The following is a 15,459-nucleotide window of genomic DNA, read 5'->3' as shown; positions in this document are numbered from 1 at the left end:
CGGGTTCTCCGGCGCCGTATCCGCGGATCGGTCTTTCGCCCGATCCAAGGCCGTCAGGCCAGTCCTGCCTTCTCCAGCACCGCCTGCTCGTCCACCGCATCGATCTGCTCGGCCTGCATGAAGCGTTCGGCGTAGCGTCGATAGACGCCGGAGCGAACGAACAGGGCGAACAGCGGCGGGTCGATGTGCGCAGCCTGGCACATGCCGACCATGATGTTCAGCGCCTCCGACAGGGTCTTGCCCTTCTTGTACGGCCGGTCCACCGCGGTCAGCGCCTCGAAGATATCGGCGATCGCCATCATTCGCGCCGGCAGGCTCATCTGTTCACGCGTCAGACGCTTGGGATAGCCCGTGCCGTCCATCTTCTCGTGATGCCCGCCGGCGATCTCGGCGACGTTGCGCAGGTGCTTGGGGAAGGGCAGCCGCTCGAGCATCAGGATGGTCTGCACGATGTGGTGATTGATGATGTAGCGTTCCTCGGCGGTCAGGGTGCCGCGGGCGATGCTCAGGTTGTGCAGCTCGCCGCGATTGAACTTGTGCTGCGGCACTTCCAGCCGGAAGCCCCAGGGGTTGTCGGGGCCGATCAGTTCCTGCGCCGGGCGCTCTATCAGGTGTTCGGGCCTGTCCGCCAGCAGCGCCTCCTCCACCGGCAGGCAGGCCGGCGGGCGCCGTTCCAGTCGCTTGGCTTCCTCCCAGGACACTCCCAGGCGGTCGTCGAGGGTGCGCAGCCAGCGCCGTTCGGCGATCCGCTGCAGGCGCACCTGGTCCGCCTCGGCCATGGCCTCGCCGCCGAGGTTGGTGCGCGCGACAAAGGCGAACTCCTCGTCCAGCTCGGCCAGCAACCCATCGCGCAGCGTCGCCAGGGTGCCGTCGTCGCCGCCCTCGGCGCGGCCTTTCCAGTAGGTGATCCAGGCGTCGCGCTTGAGCACCTCGAAGCGCATGCGGATCTCGTGGATGCGGTCGTACAGGGTCTCCAGCTTGGTCGCCTTGTCCACCACGTATTCCGGGGTGGTGACCTTGCCGCAGTCGTGCAGCCAGGCGGCGATATGCAGCGCCTCCCAGTCCTCGTCGCTGGGCCGGTACGCGCGAAAGGCCGGTTCGTCGCTCTCCGCGGCGGCATGGGCGAGCATCAGGGTGATTTCCGGCACGCGCTGGCAGTGGCCGCCGGTATAGGGACTCTTGGCGTCGATGGCGCCGGCGATCAGCTGGATGAAGGCGTCGAGCAGCTTTTTCTGTTTCTCCAGCAGGCGCTGGCTCTCGATGCACAGCGCGGCGCTGCCGGACACCGCGTCGACGAAGGCCACCCGTTCCGGGCGCAGCATGCTGTCGTTGCCGTCGCCGGCATCGCGTTGCAGCAGGACCAGCACGCCGATGGTATCGCCCTGGCGATTGTGCAGGCCGGCGGCGATCAGGTGCAGGCGCGGGCTGTCCAGCGCCGAGAGCAGGCCGCGAAAGCTGCCGGCCTGGTCGAAACCGATGGACAGGGCGATGCTGGCGCCGCCGCTGGCCGGCCCGCGTAGCCAATCGGGCAGGGCTGGCTCGAGCAGGTCGAAACCCTGGATGCCCAGCTCGTCCAGTGCCCGCAATTGGCCGTCGACGAGCAGACTGGCAGGTTCCAGGCGGTTGCTGTCGGCGTCGAGCAGGTAGATCAGCCCGCCCTGCGCCTCGCTGATCGCCACCGTGGCATCCATTACCCGCCGCAGCAGGGCGTCGAAGCGGGTCTCCGCCGAGAGGCTGGCGGCGATGTCGAGGAAGCGGGCGAGGGTGTCCTTCATCCGTGCCATCGACACCGCCAGCTGATCGACTTCGAGGATTGGCGAGCGACCGCTGGCCGGGTGGTCGAAGTCGAAGCGGCGGATTGCCTCCGCCTCCTGCACCAATGCACGCAGCGGCTTGACCACCAGGCGCGAGGCCAGCCAGCCCAGCGGCAGGCACAGCAGCAGGGTGGTGAGGGTGATCAGCGCGCCCTGCCAGCGGATGCGGTAGGCATCGGCGAGCAGCTCGCGCTCGGGCACCAGCAACGCCAGGTGCAGGCCCTGCGGACCGCCTTCCTGGAGGTGCCGGTGGGCCATGGCCCAGCGCTGTTGGGCCAGCTCCACGGTGCCCTGGTCCTGTTCGCTGAGTTCGCCTGCGAGCAACTCGCCGAGCGCCGGGTTGAGTTCGCGCACCTTGACCAGGTGCTTGCCGGTTTCGTCGATGCGGATCAGCCGGCCGCTGTCGGGGTACGCCACCGCGTTGCCCTCGGCATCGGCCAGCACCAGGTCGCTGTTGGGCGTGACGCGATGCGCGGCGAGGGTGGCGGAGAGATCGGCCAGGGTCAGGTCGGCACCCAGTACGGCGGTCAGGCCGCTGCGCCGGGCCAGGGTGGTGCCGACCTCCTCGGTGGAGAAGAACACATAGGGCGCGGTGGTGATCTGTCCGCCGTCGGCGCGGGCGCGCATGAACCAGTCGCGTTCGCGCGGATCGTAGCGTTCCTTCAGGCGCTGGCGGCGGCCGAGCTGGTTCAGCGAGCCGTCGTAGAACAGGTAGTGGGCCTCGGTGCCGGTAGCGCTGCGCTCGATCGACCAGACCTGGTAGGCGGCACCGGGTGGAGCGTCGAAGCGCTGCTTGAGCGCGTCGCTGCGTAGCGGGCGGATCATGAAGAAATCGCCGTCGTCATAGCCCAGGTACAGCGAACCGAGCTTGGGGTTGTCGCGCAGGGCCTGGACGAAGGGGCGCAGCAGGGCCAGACGGGCCTGCAGGTCGTCGGCCTGGGTGGCCGGGTCCAGCGCCAGCAGGCTGAGCAGGTGGCGGATCGGCCGGTAGGTGCTGTCCAGGTCCTGCTGCACGTCGTGCTGGATGCGCTCGAACAGCTTGGCGCTGCCGGAGACGATCATCTGGCTGGTCTGCTGGTAGTTGAACAACCCCAGCACTGCGCCGGTGAGCAGCAACAGGAGGGTGAACAGGGCGCTGATATGGACGTGTAACGGGAAGCGACGCTCGCGGGCAACGGCGGTCTTGGGCATCGCACTTCTCTCCTTGGGTGGCGCTGCGGGCAGGGCAAGCATAGTGAACAGTCCTCGCTCGTGCCTCGACCCTCGGTTTGGGGAGGCGCCTCGCCAGGACGCGGCGGCTGTAGGGTGCGCCGTGACACCCTACGAGTCGGCGTCGTTACGATTCCTGGTGCTGCTGCAGACGGCGTGGCTTGTCCAGCTGCAGGCGCAGGCCGTGCACCAGCAGTGCCACGGTCAGGGCCAGGGCGACGCCGATCAGCGCGTTGAGCAGGCGCACCTCGGCCAGGTGCCAGTCCTGCGCCAGGCTTTCGGACAGCAGCACGAAGCACAGGCTGGTCTGCAGCACGAACAGGCCGTAGTGGTTGGCCTGCAGGGCGCGGCTGAGTACCACCAGCGGCAGCAGGGTCATCACCATCAGCGGCGGGTTCTGCAGGCTGTGGCCGAAGACGATCAGCAGGCCGGCGGCGGCCAGGCTGGCCAGGCTGGCCTGCAGGGCGCGCACCAGGCTGCCCTGGAACTCCAGCTGCAGGGTGGTGATCACCGTCAGGGTCAGCCAGTAGCCACGCGACAGCCCGGCCAGGTTGACGATCAGCCCGGAAGCGGCGAAGGCCAGCATGCAGGCCAGCGCGTGGAGGCGCCACTGCTGGCGCGGCAGGCGTTGGGCGTGGCGCCTGAGCACCTTGAGGATGCTGATGAAGCGCGGCATGTACGGCCACATGCGCAGGCCGTGCAGGCCGCGCAGGCCGAAGGCCAGCAGCATCACCCAGAGGCCGCCGAGGACGAACAGCATGGCCACCGCATAGGGGTTGTGCAGGTTGCCGATGCCGAACTGGCCCTGGCCCAGGCACAGGCAGATGGCCAGGCCGATGCCCAGCTTGCCGGCCTCGCTGCCGAAGCGTTGTAGCCAGGCCAGCAGCAGGCCGTAGACGGCGAAGATGGCGAGGCTGACCAGCGGATGGCTGGCGGCCCAGAAGCCGAGGCCTGCGCTGCAGGCACCGAGGCCGGTGAGCAGCAGCATGCGCAGCATGCCGAAACGGTGCAGCGGGTTGGCCTGGGCGGCCTGGAAGGCGCCGGCCGAGGCCCAGAGGAAGCCGCTGTGGGCGGTGAACAGGCCGAGCAGCAGGGGCAGCGCGCAGCCGAACCCGGCGACCAGCGCCGGGCCCCAGGCCGGCGGCCCGGCATGCCAGGTGAAACTGCTGCGGATCAGATTCTTCATAGCCTGCTACACCGGGCTGGAACGTCCGGTCATCTCCCTCGCCATTTCCGTAGCGTAGCTGTCGGTCATGCCGGCGATGAAGTCGATCACCCGCATGAAGGAGCGGTACAGCGGCCAGTCCGGCTCGGGCGCATTGTTGCCGAGCAGATCGAGGATGCGCTGGTGCTTGAACGACGGCGCCCGCCCGCCGTGCTGCTCCAGCGCAGCGCCGCAGAAGGCGTTGAGGAGTATTTCCAGCGTGGTGTAGGCGCCGATCTCGTGCAGGGTCTTGCGCTTGTCGTGGAAGATCTTCTCGCGGGCCAGCGACTTGGCGCTCTGCACGCAGCGCTTGGCCGCACCGTGCATGTGCTCGACCAGATCGCCCTGCAGGCTGCCGGCCAGCAGGTCGCGCTGCTGTTCGACGAAGGCGCCGGCGGCGGCATTGGTCAGGTGCTCGATGGCCTTGCCGCGCAGGATCGCCAGCTTGCGCCGGCGCGAGTCCTGCGGTCCGAGTTGACGGTAGGTTTCCGGAATATCGTCGCCAACCAGGTCGAGCAGCAGCGCCTCGACCTCGGCGTAGTCGAGCAGCTCCATTTCCAGGCCGTCCTCCAGGTCGATCAGGCCGTAGCAGATGTCGTCGGCCGCCTCCATCAGGTACACCAGCGGATGGCGCGCCCAGCGCTGCGCCTCGAGCTGCGGCAGCTCCAGCTTGGCGGCGATCTGCTCGAGCAGCGCCAGCTCGCTCTGGTAGCAGCCGAACTTGTGCTTCTTGTAGCCCTGGGCCTCGGCGTGGCGCGCGGTCCAGGGGTACTTGAGGTAGCTGCCGAGGGTCGCGTAGGTCAGCCGGGTGCCGCCGTCGAACTGGTGGTATTCGAGCTGGGTGAGCACGCGAAAGCCCTGGGCGTTGCCCTCGAAGCTGAGGAAGTCGGCGCGCTCGGTGTCGCTCATCGCATCCAGCCAGCCGCGTGCGGCGGCCTGCTGGAACCAGTGACGGATGGCATCCTCGCCGGAATGGCCGAACGGCGGGTTGCCGATGTCGTGGGCCAGGCAGGCCGACTGCACGACCATGCCCAGGTCGCTCGGCGCGCACCAGTCCGGCAGCTCGTCGCGCAGCATCTCGCCGACGCGCATGGCCAGCGAGCGGCCGACGCAGCTGACCTCCAGCGAGTGGGTCAGGCGGGTGTGGATATGGTCGTTGCTGGTGACCGGATGCACCTGGGTCTTGCGCCCCAGGCGGCGGAAGGCGCCGGAGAAGATGATGCGGTCGTGGTCCTTGTGGAAAGGGCTGCGGCCCAGCTCGGCGGAGCCGGGAGCGGGTTTGCCGAGACGTTCGCGGGTGAGCAGGGTATGCCAATCCAAGGCCGATCCTCGCCTAGGGGAAACAGAGCCCTAGCTTCGGCGTTCGCGCCTTTGCCTGCAAGTCTGCGGCGGGCTGCCTGTGCCTCCATCGTGGTTTTCCGCGGCTGCACGCCGGTGACGCGGCATCGGCGTTGCCATCGGCACTGCGCGGCGACCGCCAGAAGCTGTATCGCAGCCAGCCCGGCGTGGCCGATCGATCAGCCACGCCGGGGAACGGGAGGACGACGCCTGAGCAGCGGCACGGCGATCAGGGCCAGGCGCAACCAGCGGCGCCAGCGCCGTCGGCCGCCGAGCAGGCCGACCAGGGCCAGCGCCCCGCCGGCGAACCAAACCGGTGCGGCGCCCTGGCGCAGCCGCTGGCCATACTGGCGCACCTGGCGCAGCGGCTGAGTGAGTTGCAGCATCTCGTGGCGCAGCTCCTGGCGGTGCATTTCCAGGCGCATGCGCAGCACCGCCTTATGCATCTGCCGGCGGGTTCCGCCGCTGGGGAAGGTGGGACGGTTCATGGCAGCAATTGCTCGCGGTCGCGTTTCAGTTCTTCGACGCTGGCGCCGAACGGCGCTTCGCCACGCTTGAGACCGAGCACCAGGCTGGCGCCGCTGGCCAGCAGGGCCAAGCCATAGAACAGGCACAGACCGATGACCACGGCCAGGCGGTGACTGTCCCAGTACAGGATCAGCAGCAGCGCGGAGATGCCGATCAGCAGCAGCAGGGCAAAACTCAGGCACAGGCCGCCGAGCAGCAATGCGCGCAGGGCCTGGTCGCGCTGCTCCTGCAGCTCCAGGCCGAGCAGTGCGACGTGGCCCTGCAGCAGGCCGAGCAGGGCCGCCCCCAGGCTGCGGGGAGTGGAATTGCTGGTCATGGCGGCCCGTCAGGAGCGACTGATGAGCAGGCCGAACAGCACGCCGATCGCGGCGGACACCCCGAGTGCCTGCCAGGGATGCTTGTGCACGTAATCCTCGGTGGCGTCCACGGCGATCTTGCCCTGTTCGCGCACGCTGGCTTCGGCGTGGCGCAGCGTCTCCCGGGCGCGGTCGAGGCTGGTGCGGATATCGTCGCGCAGGGCCTCCGCCTGATCGCCGGCGAGGCTGGCCGAATGATGCAGGAGTTTCTCGGTTTCGCGGACCAGGGCCTGGAACTCTTCCATCAGGGCGTCCTGGCTGCTCGGGATATCTCGGGACATGAAGCGCTTCCTCTAGGTTGCGGCGTGTATGAGTTACGAGTGCGCCCCGGCGCAAAGGGTTCCAACAATAACGACCGCAAGATGACGGGGCGGGCGCTGGTATAGCGCTTGCATTGAGTTGGTGCGCGCAGGTCCGGCGATGCGCCCTGATGGGGCTTTCCGGGGCTGGGTCAGGACGGCCGGTCGCGACCCTAACTATCTAATAAATAAGAAATAAGTGCCGAAGTGCCGGATTCGGGTGGCGCCATTTTGGGGCTTCCATCGGGCACTTTTCGAGGGCATGGCGAGGTTGTTGGCTGCATTCTGGTGCGTGCAGCGAGCTTCGCGCCTTGGTTTGGTGCTTTTTCTCCAACGCCGGAGTTTTCTTCGCAGATGGAAAACATCAACAGCGCCGTGGAAACCCTGATCCACGGCTCCAATACCCTGTTCATCCTGCTCGGCGCGATCATGGTGCTGGCCATGCATGCCGGCTTCGCCTTCCTCGAAGTGGGCACCGTGCGGCAGAAGAATCAGGTCAATGCGCTGTCGAAGATCCTCTCGGACTTCGCCATCTCGGCCCTGGCCTATTTCTTCATCGGCTATTGGGTCGCCTACGGGGTGACCTTCCTCGAGCCGGCGGCGGCGCTGACCGAGAACCATGGCTACGGTCTGGTGAAGTTCTTCTTCCTGCTGACCTTCGCCGCGGCCATCCCGGCGATCATCTCCGGCGGCATCGCCGAGCGCGCCAAGTTCGGCCCGCAGCTGTGCGCCACGGCGTTGATCGTCGCCTTCGTCTATCCCTTCTTCGAGGGCATGATCTGGAACGGCAACTATGGCCTGCAGGGCTGGCTCCAGGCGCGTTTCGGCGCCGGCTTCCATGATTTCGCCGGCTCGGTGGTGGTGCATGCCATGGGTGGCTGGCTGGCGTTCGGCGCGGTGCTGCTGCTCGGTCGCCGCAACGGCCGCTACCGCGACGGCAAGCTGGTGGCCATGGCGCCGTCGAACATCCCGTTCCTCGCCCTCGGCTCGTGGATCCTGATCATCGGCTGGTTCGGCTTCAACGTGATGAGCGCGCAGACCCTCGATGGCGTCAGCGGCCTGGTGGCGGTCAACTCGCTGATGGCGATGGTTGGCGGCACCGTGACGGCGCTGCTGGTCGGTCGCAACGACCCGGGCTTTCTGCATAACGGCCCGCTGGCTGGCCTGGTGGCGGTCTGCGCCGGCTCCGACCTGATGCATCCGGTCGGCGCCCTGGTCACCGGCGCGATCGCCGGCGCCCTGTTCGTCTGGGCCTTCACCGCGACCCAGGTGAAATGGAAGATCGACGACGTGCTCGGCGTCTGGCCGCTGCACGGCCTGTGCGGCGTGTGGGGCGGCATCGCCTGCGGCATCTTCGGCCTGGAGGCCCTCGGCGGTCTGGGCGGGGTGAGCCTGGTCAGTCAGCTGATCGGCAGCGCGCTGGGCGTGCTGGTGGCGCTGGCCGGTGGTTTTGCGGTGTATGGCCTGCTCAAGGCGCTGCTGGGCATTCGCCTGAGCCAGGAAGAGGAGTTCAACGGCGCCGACCTGTCGGTGCACAAGATCGGTGCAGTCAGCCTGGATTGATCCGCGACCCTGATGAGCTGGGTGCGCCGTGCGCACTCAGCTGCCGCACATGGCTCCGCGACCGTTCAGGGACGCACAAAAAAGCCGCGATCCCGATGGGTGTCGCGGCTTTTATGGAAAGAGGTGCGTCAGTCGCGGCGGCCTTCGACCGGCTTGCCGTCGACCGTGCCCTCCTTGAGCATGATCTGGTACTCCTTGCCGTCCTTCTCCACCTGGTGCAGGCGCACCAGCAGGTGGCCCCAGTCCTTGGCGAACCACAGCACGGTCCTGCGCGCGCTCTGCGTCGGATCGCGCACGCGCTCGACCTTGATCGCGTCGATCAGGCCGGCCTTGGTGCGCACGGCTTCCTCGCCGAGCACGCGGAAGTCGTAGGTCTCGATCTCGTCACCATCCACCACCTGGTAGCTCATGCTCTGCTTGCCGGTGGCGACGTCCTGCTGCAACGCCAGCTGGTAGGTGGACTTGTCCAGCAGGCCGCGGTTGAGCGGGAAGCGCACCGCGTCGCCGCGGTCGTTGCCGAGTACCTGCTTCTGCTCCCAGTCGAAATCCTGCTCGACCGTCTTGCCCTTGCCCAGGCCGCTGCGGTTGAAGCGGTAGCTCAGCGGCAAGAGGGCGCCATTGTCGAGGCGAAAGACGCTCTCCTCGCTGAGGCTGGCGACCAGCATCGAGGCCTGGAAGCTGAGCGTCCAGCGATCCTCGCCTTCGCGCTTGAGGCTGCGTTCGGCGCTGCCGCTGACCGGCAGTTGCTTCCAGTCCGCGGTGTAGCTGGCGGAGAAGGGGGTAAGGGCGTCCGTGGCGAGGGCGGGTAGGCTCAGCAGAGTCAGAGCGAACAACAGGGCGCGACGCATGATGTCTCCTAGGTTCGAATCAGGTGGCCACTGGCGGGCAGCGGCTGGCCATCCAGCATTGCCCCTTGTGCGCCGAGACGCAAGCGGCCCTCGGCGAACCAGCGCACCGCCAGCGGATAGATCCGGTGTTCCTCGGCGTGCACGCGCTGCGCCAGCGTCTCGATCGTGTCGCCCGCGGCCACCGGCAGCACAGCCTGTACGACCAGAGGGCCACCATCGAGTTCCTCGGTGACGAAGTGCACGCTGCAGCCATGCTCGGCGTCGCCCGCCTCCAGCGCCCGCTGATGGGTGTGCAGACCCTTGTAGCGGGGCAGCAGCGAGGGGTGGATATTCAGCAGACGACCCTGATAGTGACGCACGAAGTCGCCAGTGAGGATGCGCATAAAGCCGGCCAGTACCACCAGGTCCGGCCGGTGGGCGTCGATGGCCTGGATCAGCGCCGCATCGAACGCCTCGCGGCTATCGAACTGCTTGTGATCGAGCACCACGGTGGCGATCCCGGCATTCTGCGCGCGCTGCAGGCCATAGGCATCGGCGCGGTTGGAGATGACCGCGGCGATGCGCGCCGGGTTGCCGTCATCGGCGGCGCTGTCGATCAGCGCCTGCAGATTGCTGCCCGAGCCGGAGATCAGGACGACGACGTTGCACGCCATCAGTGGGCTTTCAGGTTGTTCAGCTGGACCTGGGCGGCGCCTTCGCCGGCCTCGGCGATCTGGCCGATCACCCATGGGGCTTCACCCGAGGCGCGCAGGCTGGCCAGCGCCGCTTCGACCCGATCCTGGGCGACGCAGATGACCATGCCGACGCCGCAGTTGAGCACGCGGTGCATCTCGTGCTCGTCGACGTTGCCCTGCTGCTGCAGCCAGTCGAACACCGCCGGACGGGTCCAGCTGGCCACGTCGACCACCGCCTGAGCGCCCTTGGGCAGCACGCGGGGGATATTGTCGAGCAGGCCACCACCGGTGATATGGGCCATGGCCTTGACCGCGCCGGTGTCCTTGATCAGCTTGAGCAGCGGCTTGACGTAGATGCGCGTCGGCGCCATCAGCAGGTCGGCCAGCGGCTTGCCGTCGAGTTGTACCTGCTCGATGTCGGCGCCGGAGACCTCGATGATCTTGCGGATCAGCGAGTAGCCGTTGGAGTGCGGGCCGGAGGAGGGCAGGGCGATCAGCGCGTCGCCGGTGGCGACTTGCGAGCCGTCGATGATCTCGCTCTTCTCCACTACGCCGACGCAGAAACCGGCCAGGTCGTAGTCCTCGCCCTCGTACATGCCGGGCATCTCGGCGGTCTCGCCGCCGACCAGGGAGCAGCCGGCCAGTTCGCAGCCGGCGCCGATGCCGGTGACCACGGTGGCAGCGACGTCGACGTTGAGCTTGCCGGTGGCGTAGTAGTCGAGGAAGAACAGCGGCTCGGCGCCGCAGACCACCAGGTCGTTGACGCACATGGCGACCAGGTCCTGGCCGATGCTGTCGTGCTTGTTCAGGTTCAGTGCCAGGCGCAGCTTGGTGCCGACGCCGTCGGTGCCGGACACCAGCACCGGCTGCTTGTAACCGGCCGGGATCTCGCACAGGGCGCCGAAACCACCCAGGCCACCCATGACCTCCGGACGCGCGGTGCGCTTGGCCACGCCTTTGATGCGTTCGACCAGGGCCTCGCCGGCATCGATGTCGACGCCTGCGTCCTTGTAGCTGATGGAGGGTTGCTTGCTCATAGATCCGGGCCTTTGAGAGGGAGTTCGTGTAGGCGCCGGCGCAGTGGGGCCCGTGCGGGACCCCGGCGCATGCGCCGGCTGGCGAAGGCGCGCGATTTTATCAGGCTTGCCCGGTAGCGGCCACTCGCACGCATGCGCTTCGTCGTGGTCTGCGAGCCAGGTTGCCGGGGCGGGAGCGGCTGTTTAAGGTATACGCCTTTGCGCACCTCCTGCGCGCCGCCATCCCTCTCGAGAGCCTGCCATGCGCCTGCCGATCCGCCTGCTGTTCCTCTGCCTGTCGCTGCTGTGCCTGCCCGCCGGGGCCGCCCAGGTCAGCGGCCTGTACCAGGTGCGCGAGAGCGTCGCCGACCAGCAGCCGGAAACCCGCGCCGCCGCCATGCAGCGGGCCCTGCAGACCCTGGTGCAGCGCCTGACCGGCGATGCCAAGGCGCTGCAGGGCGCCAGCCTGGAGAGCCTGCGCCAGGACCCGCAGCAGATCGTCAGCCGCTACGGTTACGAGGACGAGGTGCTGGTGGTGGAGTTCGATCCGGCCAGCACCGAGCGCCAGTTGCGCCAGGCCGGGCTGGCCCTGTGGGGCGCCAACCGCCCGGTGATCCTGACCTGGTGGCTGAGCGAGACGACCGATGGCATCCAGTTGATCGGTGAAAGCCAGGGCGACGCCGCCCCGTTGCGTGACGCCGCGCAGCATCGCGGTCTGCCGCTGCGCCTGCCGCTGGCGGATCTCGAGGAACAACTGCTGGCCACCCCGCAGGCGCTGGCCGGTAACGACCCCCAGGCGCTACGTGAGGCCTCCGAGCGCTACGCCGCCGACGCCCTGCTGACGGTGCAGGCCGCCGAGGCGGACGGCAGCTGGCAGGCGCAGTGGCGCCTGTGGCTGGGCGACGAGCGCGAGCAGGGCAAGGCCGAGGCGGCCGATCCGGCGGCGCTGGCCGATGCCGTGCTGCTGGCGGTCAGCGAGCGCCTGGCGCCGCGTTTCCTGGTCCAGCCGGGGGCGGCGCAGAGCCTGACCCTGGTGATCGAGGGCGCCGACCTGAGCCGTTTCGCCGCGCTCGAGCGCCTGCTCGAGCCGTTCGCCGCGCGCCTGCAGGCCGTCGACGGCCAGCGCCTGACCTACCAGGTCAATGCCAGCCCCGAACAGCTGCGCGCGCAGCTGGCTCTGGGGCAGCTGCAGGAAGTCAGCGAGCCGATCGACAGCGCGTCTGCCGACGCCGGCGAGGCGCCGCATGTGCAGCCGCGCACCGATGAGCTGCGCTTTCGCTGGTAGACTGCAGCGCGCCGCTGACGCGTCGCCAGACCATTGCTGGCAGCGCCGCGCGAGGCGCCGTTGCAAATCGAGGAACCGAGCATGACCTACTCTACCCGCTGGCTATGGATGGCCGGGCTGTTCCTGCTCGGCTGGCTGCTGTACCTGCTGCATCCGATTCTTTCGCCCTTTCTGATCGGCATTCTCCTCGCATACCTGGGCGACCCGCTGGTCGACCGTCTGGAGCGCCTGAGGTTGTCGCGCGGCGCCGGCGTGCTGGTGGTCTTCGCCCTGTTCGGCCTGGCGTTGCTGCTGGCGCTGCTGGTGGTGGTGCCGATGTTCGGCCGCCAGCTGGCGCGCCTGTACCAACTGGCGCCGCAGATGCTCGACTGGCTGCAGGGCACCGCCTTGCCCTGGTCGCAGGCGCAACTGGGGCTGAGCGACGACTTCTGGCAGTTCGACCAGCTCAAGGCGGCCTTCGCCGAGCATCTAGGCAAGACCACCGACGTGCTCAAGGTCGTGCTGGCCCAGGCTACTTCCTCGGGCCTGGCGTTGCTGGCCTGGCTGGGCAACCTGCTGCTGATCCCGGTGGTGAGCTTCTACCTGATGCGCGACTGGGACCTGCTGGTCGAGCGTCTGCGCCGCCTGCTGCCGCGTCAGCGCGAGGCGCTGGTGGTCAAGCTGGTGGGCGAGTGCCACGAGGTGCTCGGCGCCTTCCTGCGCGGTCAGTTGCTGGTGATGCTGGCGCTGAGCGTCATCTACGCCGCCGGGCTGATGCTGGTGGGGCTGGAACTGGGCCTGCTGATCGGCGTGCTGGCCGGGCTGGCCAGCATCGTGCCCTACATGGGCTTTATCGTCGGCATCGGCGCGGCACTCACCGCGGCGCTGTTCCAGTTCGGCCTGGAACCCTACCCGCTGCTGGGCATCGGCGCCGTGTTCATGGTCGGCCAGATGCTCGAAGGCATGCTGCTGACCCCGTTGCTGGTAGGCGACCGCATCGGCCTGCACCCGGTTGCGGTGATCTTCGCCATCCTCGCCGGCGGCCAGTTGTTCGGCTTCACCGGCGTACTGTTGGCCCTGCCGGTGGCGGCAGTAATCATGGTGCTGCTGCGCCATGCTCATGATTTGTATAAACTTTCCGGCCTTTACGGTGAGTCCAACAGCGGTTCCGAGGAGCCGCCGAGCCCTGCATGAAACCAATCCAGCTGCCTCTGGGGGTGCGTCTGCGCGACGACGCTACCTTCGCCAACTACTACCCCGGCGCCAACGCCGCGGCCCTGGGCTATGTCGAGCGGCTGTGCGAGGCCGATGCCGGCTGGACGGAAAGCCTGATCTACCTGTGGGGCGCCCAGGGCGTGGGCCGCAGCCACCTGCTGCAGGCCGCCTGCCTGCGCTTCGAGCAGCGCGGCGAGGCGGTGGTCTACTTGCCGTTGAGCGAGGTGGTGCAGTACGGCCCGGAGCTGCTCGACAACCTGGAGCTGTGCGAGCTGGTCTGCCTCGACGACCTCGACGCGGTGGCCGGGCGCAGCGACTGGGAGGAAGGCCTGTTCCACCTGTTCAATCGCCTGCGCGACAGCGGCCGACGGCTGTTGCTGGCCGGCACCGTGTCGCCGCGTGAGCTGCCGATCCAGCTGCCGGACCTGAAATCGCGCCTGACCCTGGCGCTGGTGTTCCAGCTCCACGAACTGTCCGACGAGGACAAGCTGCGCGCCCTGCAGTTGCGCGCTTCGCGCCGTGGCTTGCAGCTGAGCGACGAGGTCGGACGCTTCATCCTCACCCGTGGCGAGCGCAGCATGAGCGCACTGTTCGAGCTGCTCGAGCGCCTCGATCAGGCTTCGCTGCAGGCACAGCGCAAGCTGACCATTCCCTTCCTCAAGGAAACCCTGGGTTGGTAGACGGCCTGACCCGGACGCAACCCGCGGCCAGGGCTCCGTCATTCCCGGATTGCATCCGGGCTACGCCTTGTGCCGCGCCTATTCTCCGGCCAGCTTGCGGTCGTACTGGAAGCGCCAGCGGGTATAGAGCAGGGCGCTGCAGAACAGGCCGAGGCTGATCACCGCTTCCAGGGCGCCGAACAGCGCGCGGGCCGGATCGATGGCGGCCAGCACTCCCTGGATGAAGTAGACATTGACCACGAAGCAGGCCCAGGCGTGAGCGCGGGCGTTGCCCAGCAGCAGGCCGGGGGCGAGCAGGGCCAGCGGCAGCAGCTGGATCGCCAGGACCACGCCGATGCGCGCACCATGCAGGTCGGCGAAGGCCAGGTTCCAGACCAGCAGCAGGGTCAGCAGGGCGAGGAAGCTCAGCAGGCTGAGGGCGCGACTGAGCTTCAGTCGCGGTTGCAGCCAGTCGAGGCTGGGCAGCGGTTTCTTCGCGCGGGCCACGTCAGTTCTCCAGTTTGCCGGCGATGTGCGCCAGGCGTTGACCGAGGGCGCGGCACAGGGCGATCTCGTGTTCGTCCAGCGGTCGCTTGGCGTCGCCGCCGGCATGGTGGCTGGGGCCATAGGGCGTGCCGCCGCCGCGGGTGTCGAGCAGCGCCGACTCGCTGTAGGGCAGGCCGCACAGCAGCATGCCGTGGTGCAGCAGCGGCAGCAGCATCGACAGCAGGGTGGTTTCCTGGCCGCCATGCAGGCTGGCGGTGGAGGTGAACACGCCGGCGGGTTTGCCGACCAGTTCGCCGGTCAGCCACAGGTTGCTGGTGCCGTCGAGGAAGTACTTCAGCGGCGCGGCCATGTTACCGAAACGGGTCGGGCTGCCCAGGGCCAGGCCGGCGCAGTTCTTCAGGTCGTCCAGGGTCGCGTAGGGTGCGCCCTCGTCGGGGATGGCCGGGGCCACCGCCTCGCACTCGCTGGAGACCGCCGGCACCGTGCGCAGGCGCGCCTCCAGGCCGGCCAGCTCCACGCCGCGGGCGATCTGCCGGGCCATCTGCGCGGTGGCGCCGTGCCGGCTGTAGTAAAGCACCAGGATATAGGGGGCGCTCATGCCAGCAGCTCCAGCACCTTCTCCGGCGGACGGCCGATCACCGCCTTGTCGCCGGCCACCAGGATCGGCCGCTCGATCAGTTTCGGATGGCGCACCATGGCCTCGATCAGTTGCGCCTCGCTCAGGCTGGCATCGGCCAGGCCCAGGCTCTTGTACTCCTCCTCGCCGCTGCGCAGCAGGTCGCGGGCGGCGATGCCGAGCTTGTCGAGCAGGGCCTTGAGCTGGTCGGCGCTGGGCGGGGTTTCCAGGTAGCGCACGACGGTCGGCTGCAGGCCGCGGGCCTCGAGCAGCTCCAGCGCGCCGCGGGATTTCGAGCAGCGCGGGTTGTGGTAGAGGGTCAGGTCGGTCATGGTGGGTCGCATCCGGC

The 15,459-nt window shown here is 68.3% G+C and carries 16 protein-coding genes; 4 read left to right on the top strand and 12 right to left on the bottom strand.

The window, feature by feature from the left end; genetic code table 11:
* Positions 1 to 53: 53 nt before the first annotated feature.
* The 6 genes from ACUTAF_RS14555 to ACUTAF_RS14530 all read right to left on the bottom strand — a co-directional run bounded on the left by ACUTAF_RS14555 (position 54) and on the right by ACUTAF_RS14530 (position 6,730).
* Positions 54 to 3,005 (bottom strand): HD domain-containing phosphohydrolase, encoded by a 2,952-nt coding sequence (locus tag ACUTAF_RS14555; protein ID WP_445580617.1) that lies wholly within the window; start codon positions 3,003 to 3,005, stop codon positions 54 to 56.
* A 145-nt stretch (positions 3,006 to 3,150) separates the two neighbouring features.
* Complete coding sequence (locus tag ACUTAF_RS14550; RefSeq protein WP_445580616.1) at positions 3,151 to 4,209, bottom strand: FUSC family protein; 1,059 nt, start codon at positions 4,207 to 4,209, stop codon at positions 3,151 to 3,153.
* Positions 4,210 to 4,215: 6 nt separating this feature from the next.
* A complete protein-coding gene (locus tag ACUTAF_RS14545) occupies positions 4,216 to 5,547 on the bottom strand; it encodes a deoxyguanosinetriphosphate triphosphohydrolase (protein WP_445580615.1) in 1,332 nt (443 codons plus the stop codon).
* 197 nt (positions 5,548 to 5,744) lie between these two features.
* Entirely contained in the window at positions 5,745 to 6,053 is a 309-nt protein-coding gene (locus tag ACUTAF_RS14540; RefSeq protein WP_445580614.1) for a hypothetical protein, read from the bottom strand.
* A complete protein-coding gene (locus tag ACUTAF_RS14535; protein WP_445580613.1) occupies positions 6,050 to 6,409 on the bottom strand; it encodes a phage holin family protein in 360 nt (119 codons plus the stop codon). The genes ACUTAF_RS14540 and ACUTAF_RS14535 overlap by 4 nt, the downstream gene beginning before the upstream one ends.
* 9 nt (positions 6,410 to 6,418) lie before the next feature.
* Positions 6,419 to 6,730 carry an ElaB/YgaM/YqjD family protein gene (locus tag ACUTAF_RS14530; protein WP_445580612.1) on the bottom strand — a complete coding sequence of 104 codons (312 nt, stop codon included), beginning with the start codon at positions 6,728 to 6,730 and terminating at the stop codon, positions 6,419 to 6,421.
* Positions 6,731 to 7,102: 372 nt separating this feature from the next.
* On the opposite strand from ACUTAF_RS14530, the gene ACUTAF_RS14525 reads away from it, so the two are divergent.
* Complete coding sequence (locus ACUTAF_RS14525) at positions 7,103 to 8,311, top strand: ammonium transporter (protein ID WP_445580611.1); 1,209 nt, start codon at positions 7,103 to 7,105, stop codon at positions 8,309 to 8,311.
* Positions 8,312 to 8,439: 128 nt separating this feature from the next.
* On the opposite strand, the gene ACUTAF_RS14520 is transcribed toward ACUTAF_RS14525, so the two are convergent.
* The 3 genes from ACUTAF_RS14520 to purM are packed head-to-tail and all read right to left on the bottom strand — an operon-like array spanning position 8,440 to position 10,870.
* Positions 8,440 to 9,159, bottom strand: coding sequence for a DUF3108 domain-containing protein (locus ACUTAF_RS14520; protein WP_445580610.1), 720 nt, complete (start codon positions 9,157 to 9,159; stop codon positions 8,440 to 8,442).
* A gap of 8 nt (positions 9,160 to 9,167) precedes the next feature.
* Positions 9,168 to 9,812 carry a phosphoribosylglycinamide formyltransferase gene (purN, locus tag ACUTAF_RS14515; protein WP_445580609.1) on the bottom strand — a complete coding sequence of 215 codons (645 nt, stop codon included), beginning with the start codon at positions 9,810 to 9,812 and terminating at the stop codon, positions 9,168 to 9,170.
* On the bottom strand, positions 9,812 to 10,870 hold the full coding sequence (gene purM / locus ACUTAF_RS14510; RefSeq protein ID WP_445580608.1) for a phosphoribosylformylglycinamidine cyclo-ligase: 1,059 nt from the start codon (positions 10,868 to 10,870) through the stop codon (positions 9,812 to 9,814). The genes purN and purM overlap by 1 nt, the downstream gene beginning before the upstream one ends.
* Positions 10,871 to 11,111: 241 nt before the next feature.
* Here purM and ACUTAF_RS14505 point away from each other — a divergent pair, with 241 nt between their 5' ends.
* The 3 genes from ACUTAF_RS14505 to hda all read left to right on the top strand — a co-directional run bounded on the left by ACUTAF_RS14505 (position 11,112) and on the right by hda (position 14,008).
* Positions 11,112 to 12,134, top strand: a complete 1,023-nt coding sequence (locus tag ACUTAF_RS14505; protein ID WP_445580607.1) for a DUF2066 domain-containing protein — start codon at positions 11,112 to 11,114, stop codon at positions 12,132 to 12,134.
* Positions 12,135 to 12,215: 81 nt separating this feature from the next.
* Positions 12,216 to 13,307 (top strand): AI-2E family transporter, encoded by a 1,092-nt coding sequence (locus tag ACUTAF_RS14500; protein ID WP_445580606.1) that lies wholly within the window; start codon positions 12,216 to 12,218, stop codon positions 13,305 to 13,307.
* A complete protein-coding gene (gene hda, locus ACUTAF_RS14495) occupies positions 13,304 to 14,008 on the top strand; it encodes a DnaA regulatory inactivator Hda (protein WP_445580605.1) in 705 nt (234 codons plus the stop codon). Before ACUTAF_RS14500 ends, hda begins: the two co-directional genes overlap by 4 nt.
* Positions 14,009 to 14,086: 78 nt before the next feature.
* Here the strand turns inward: hda and ACUTAF_RS14490 are convergent, their stop codons facing one another.
* From ACUTAF_RS14490 to arsC, 3 genes are read right to left on the bottom strand one after another with little or no spacing between them, the layout of a single operon-like run.
* Positions 14,087 to 14,494 carry a DUF2069 domain-containing protein gene (locus ACUTAF_RS14490; RefSeq protein WP_445580604.1) on the bottom strand — a complete coding sequence of 136 codons (408 nt, stop codon included), beginning with the start codon at positions 14,492 to 14,494 and terminating at the stop codon, positions 14,087 to 14,089.
* Position 14,495: 1 nt separating this feature from the next.
* On the bottom strand, positions 14,496 to 15,092 hold the full coding sequence (gene wrbA, locus ACUTAF_RS14485; protein ID WP_445580603.1) for an NAD(P)H:quinone oxidoreductase: 597 nt from the start codon (positions 15,090 to 15,092) through the stop codon (positions 14,496 to 14,498).
* Positions 15,089 to 15,442: an arsenate reductase (glutaredoxin) gene (arsC, locus tag ACUTAF_RS14480; protein WP_445580602.1), complete on the bottom strand. Its 354-nt coding sequence runs from the start codon at positions 15,440 to 15,442 to the stop codon at positions 15,089 to 15,091. The genes wrbA and arsC overlap by 4 nt, the downstream gene beginning before the upstream one ends.
* Positions 15,443 to 15,459: the final 17 nt, after the last annotated feature.

Source organism: Pseudomonas sp. SP16.1 (assembly GCF_052682975.1).
The sequence above is the reverse complement of the archived record's forward strand: the minus strand, read 5'-3'. Positions and strand labels throughout refer to the sequence as shown.

Coding starts and splice junctions, on each gene's coding strand:
- ACUTAF_RS14555 (WP_445580617.1), bottom strand. CDS start 3,005: ATGCCCAAGACCGCCGTTGCCCGCGAGCGTCGCTTCCCGTTACACGTC.
- ACUTAF_RS14550 (WP_445580616.1), bottom strand. CDS start 4,209: ATGAAGAATCTGATCCGCAGCAGTTTCACCTGGCATGCCGGGCCGCCG.
- ACUTAF_RS14540 (WP_445580614.1), bottom strand. CDS start 6,053: ATGAACCGTCCCACCTTCCCCAGCGGCGGAACCCGCCGGCAGATGCAT.
- ACUTAF_RS14535 (WP_445580613.1), bottom strand. CDS start 6,409: ATGACCAGCAATTCCACTCCCCGCAGCCTGGGGGCGGCCCTGCTCGGC.
- ACUTAF_RS14530 (WP_445580612.1), bottom strand. CDS start 6,730: ATGTCCCGAGATATCCCGAGCAGCCAGGACGCCCTGATGGAAGAGTTC.
- ACUTAF_RS14525 (WP_445580611.1), top strand. CDS start 7,103: ATGGAAAACATCAACAGCGCCGTGGAAACCCTGATCCACGGCTCCAAT.
- ACUTAF_RS14520 (WP_445580610.1), bottom strand. CDS start 9,159: ATGCGTCGCGCCCTGTTGTTCGCTCTGACTCTGCTGAGCCTACCCGCC.
- purN (WP_445580609.1), bottom strand. CDS start 9,812: ATGGCGTGCAACGTCGTCGTCCTGATCTCCGGCTCGGGCAGCAATCTG.
- purM (WP_445580608.1), bottom strand. CDS start 10,870: ATGAGCAAGCAACCCTCCATCAGCTACAAGGACGCAGGCGTCGACATC.
- ACUTAF_RS14505 (WP_445580607.1), top strand. CDS start 11,112: ATGCGCCTGCCGATCCGCCTGCTGTTCCTCTGCCTGTCGCTGCTGTGC.
- ACUTAF_RS14500 (WP_445580606.1), top strand. CDS start 12,216: ATGACCTACTCTACCCGCTGGCTATGGATGGCCGGGCTGTTCCTGCTC.
- hda (WP_445580605.1), top strand. CDS start 13,304: ATGAAACCAATCCAGCTGCCTCTGGGGGTGCGTCTGCGCGACGACGCT.
- wrbA (WP_445580603.1), bottom strand. CDS start 15,092: ATGAGCGCCCCCTATATCCTGGTGCTTTACTACAGCCGGCACGGCGCC.
- arsC (WP_445580602.1), bottom strand. CDS start 15,442: ATGACCGACCTGACCCTCTACCACAACCCGCGCTGCTCGAAATCCCGC.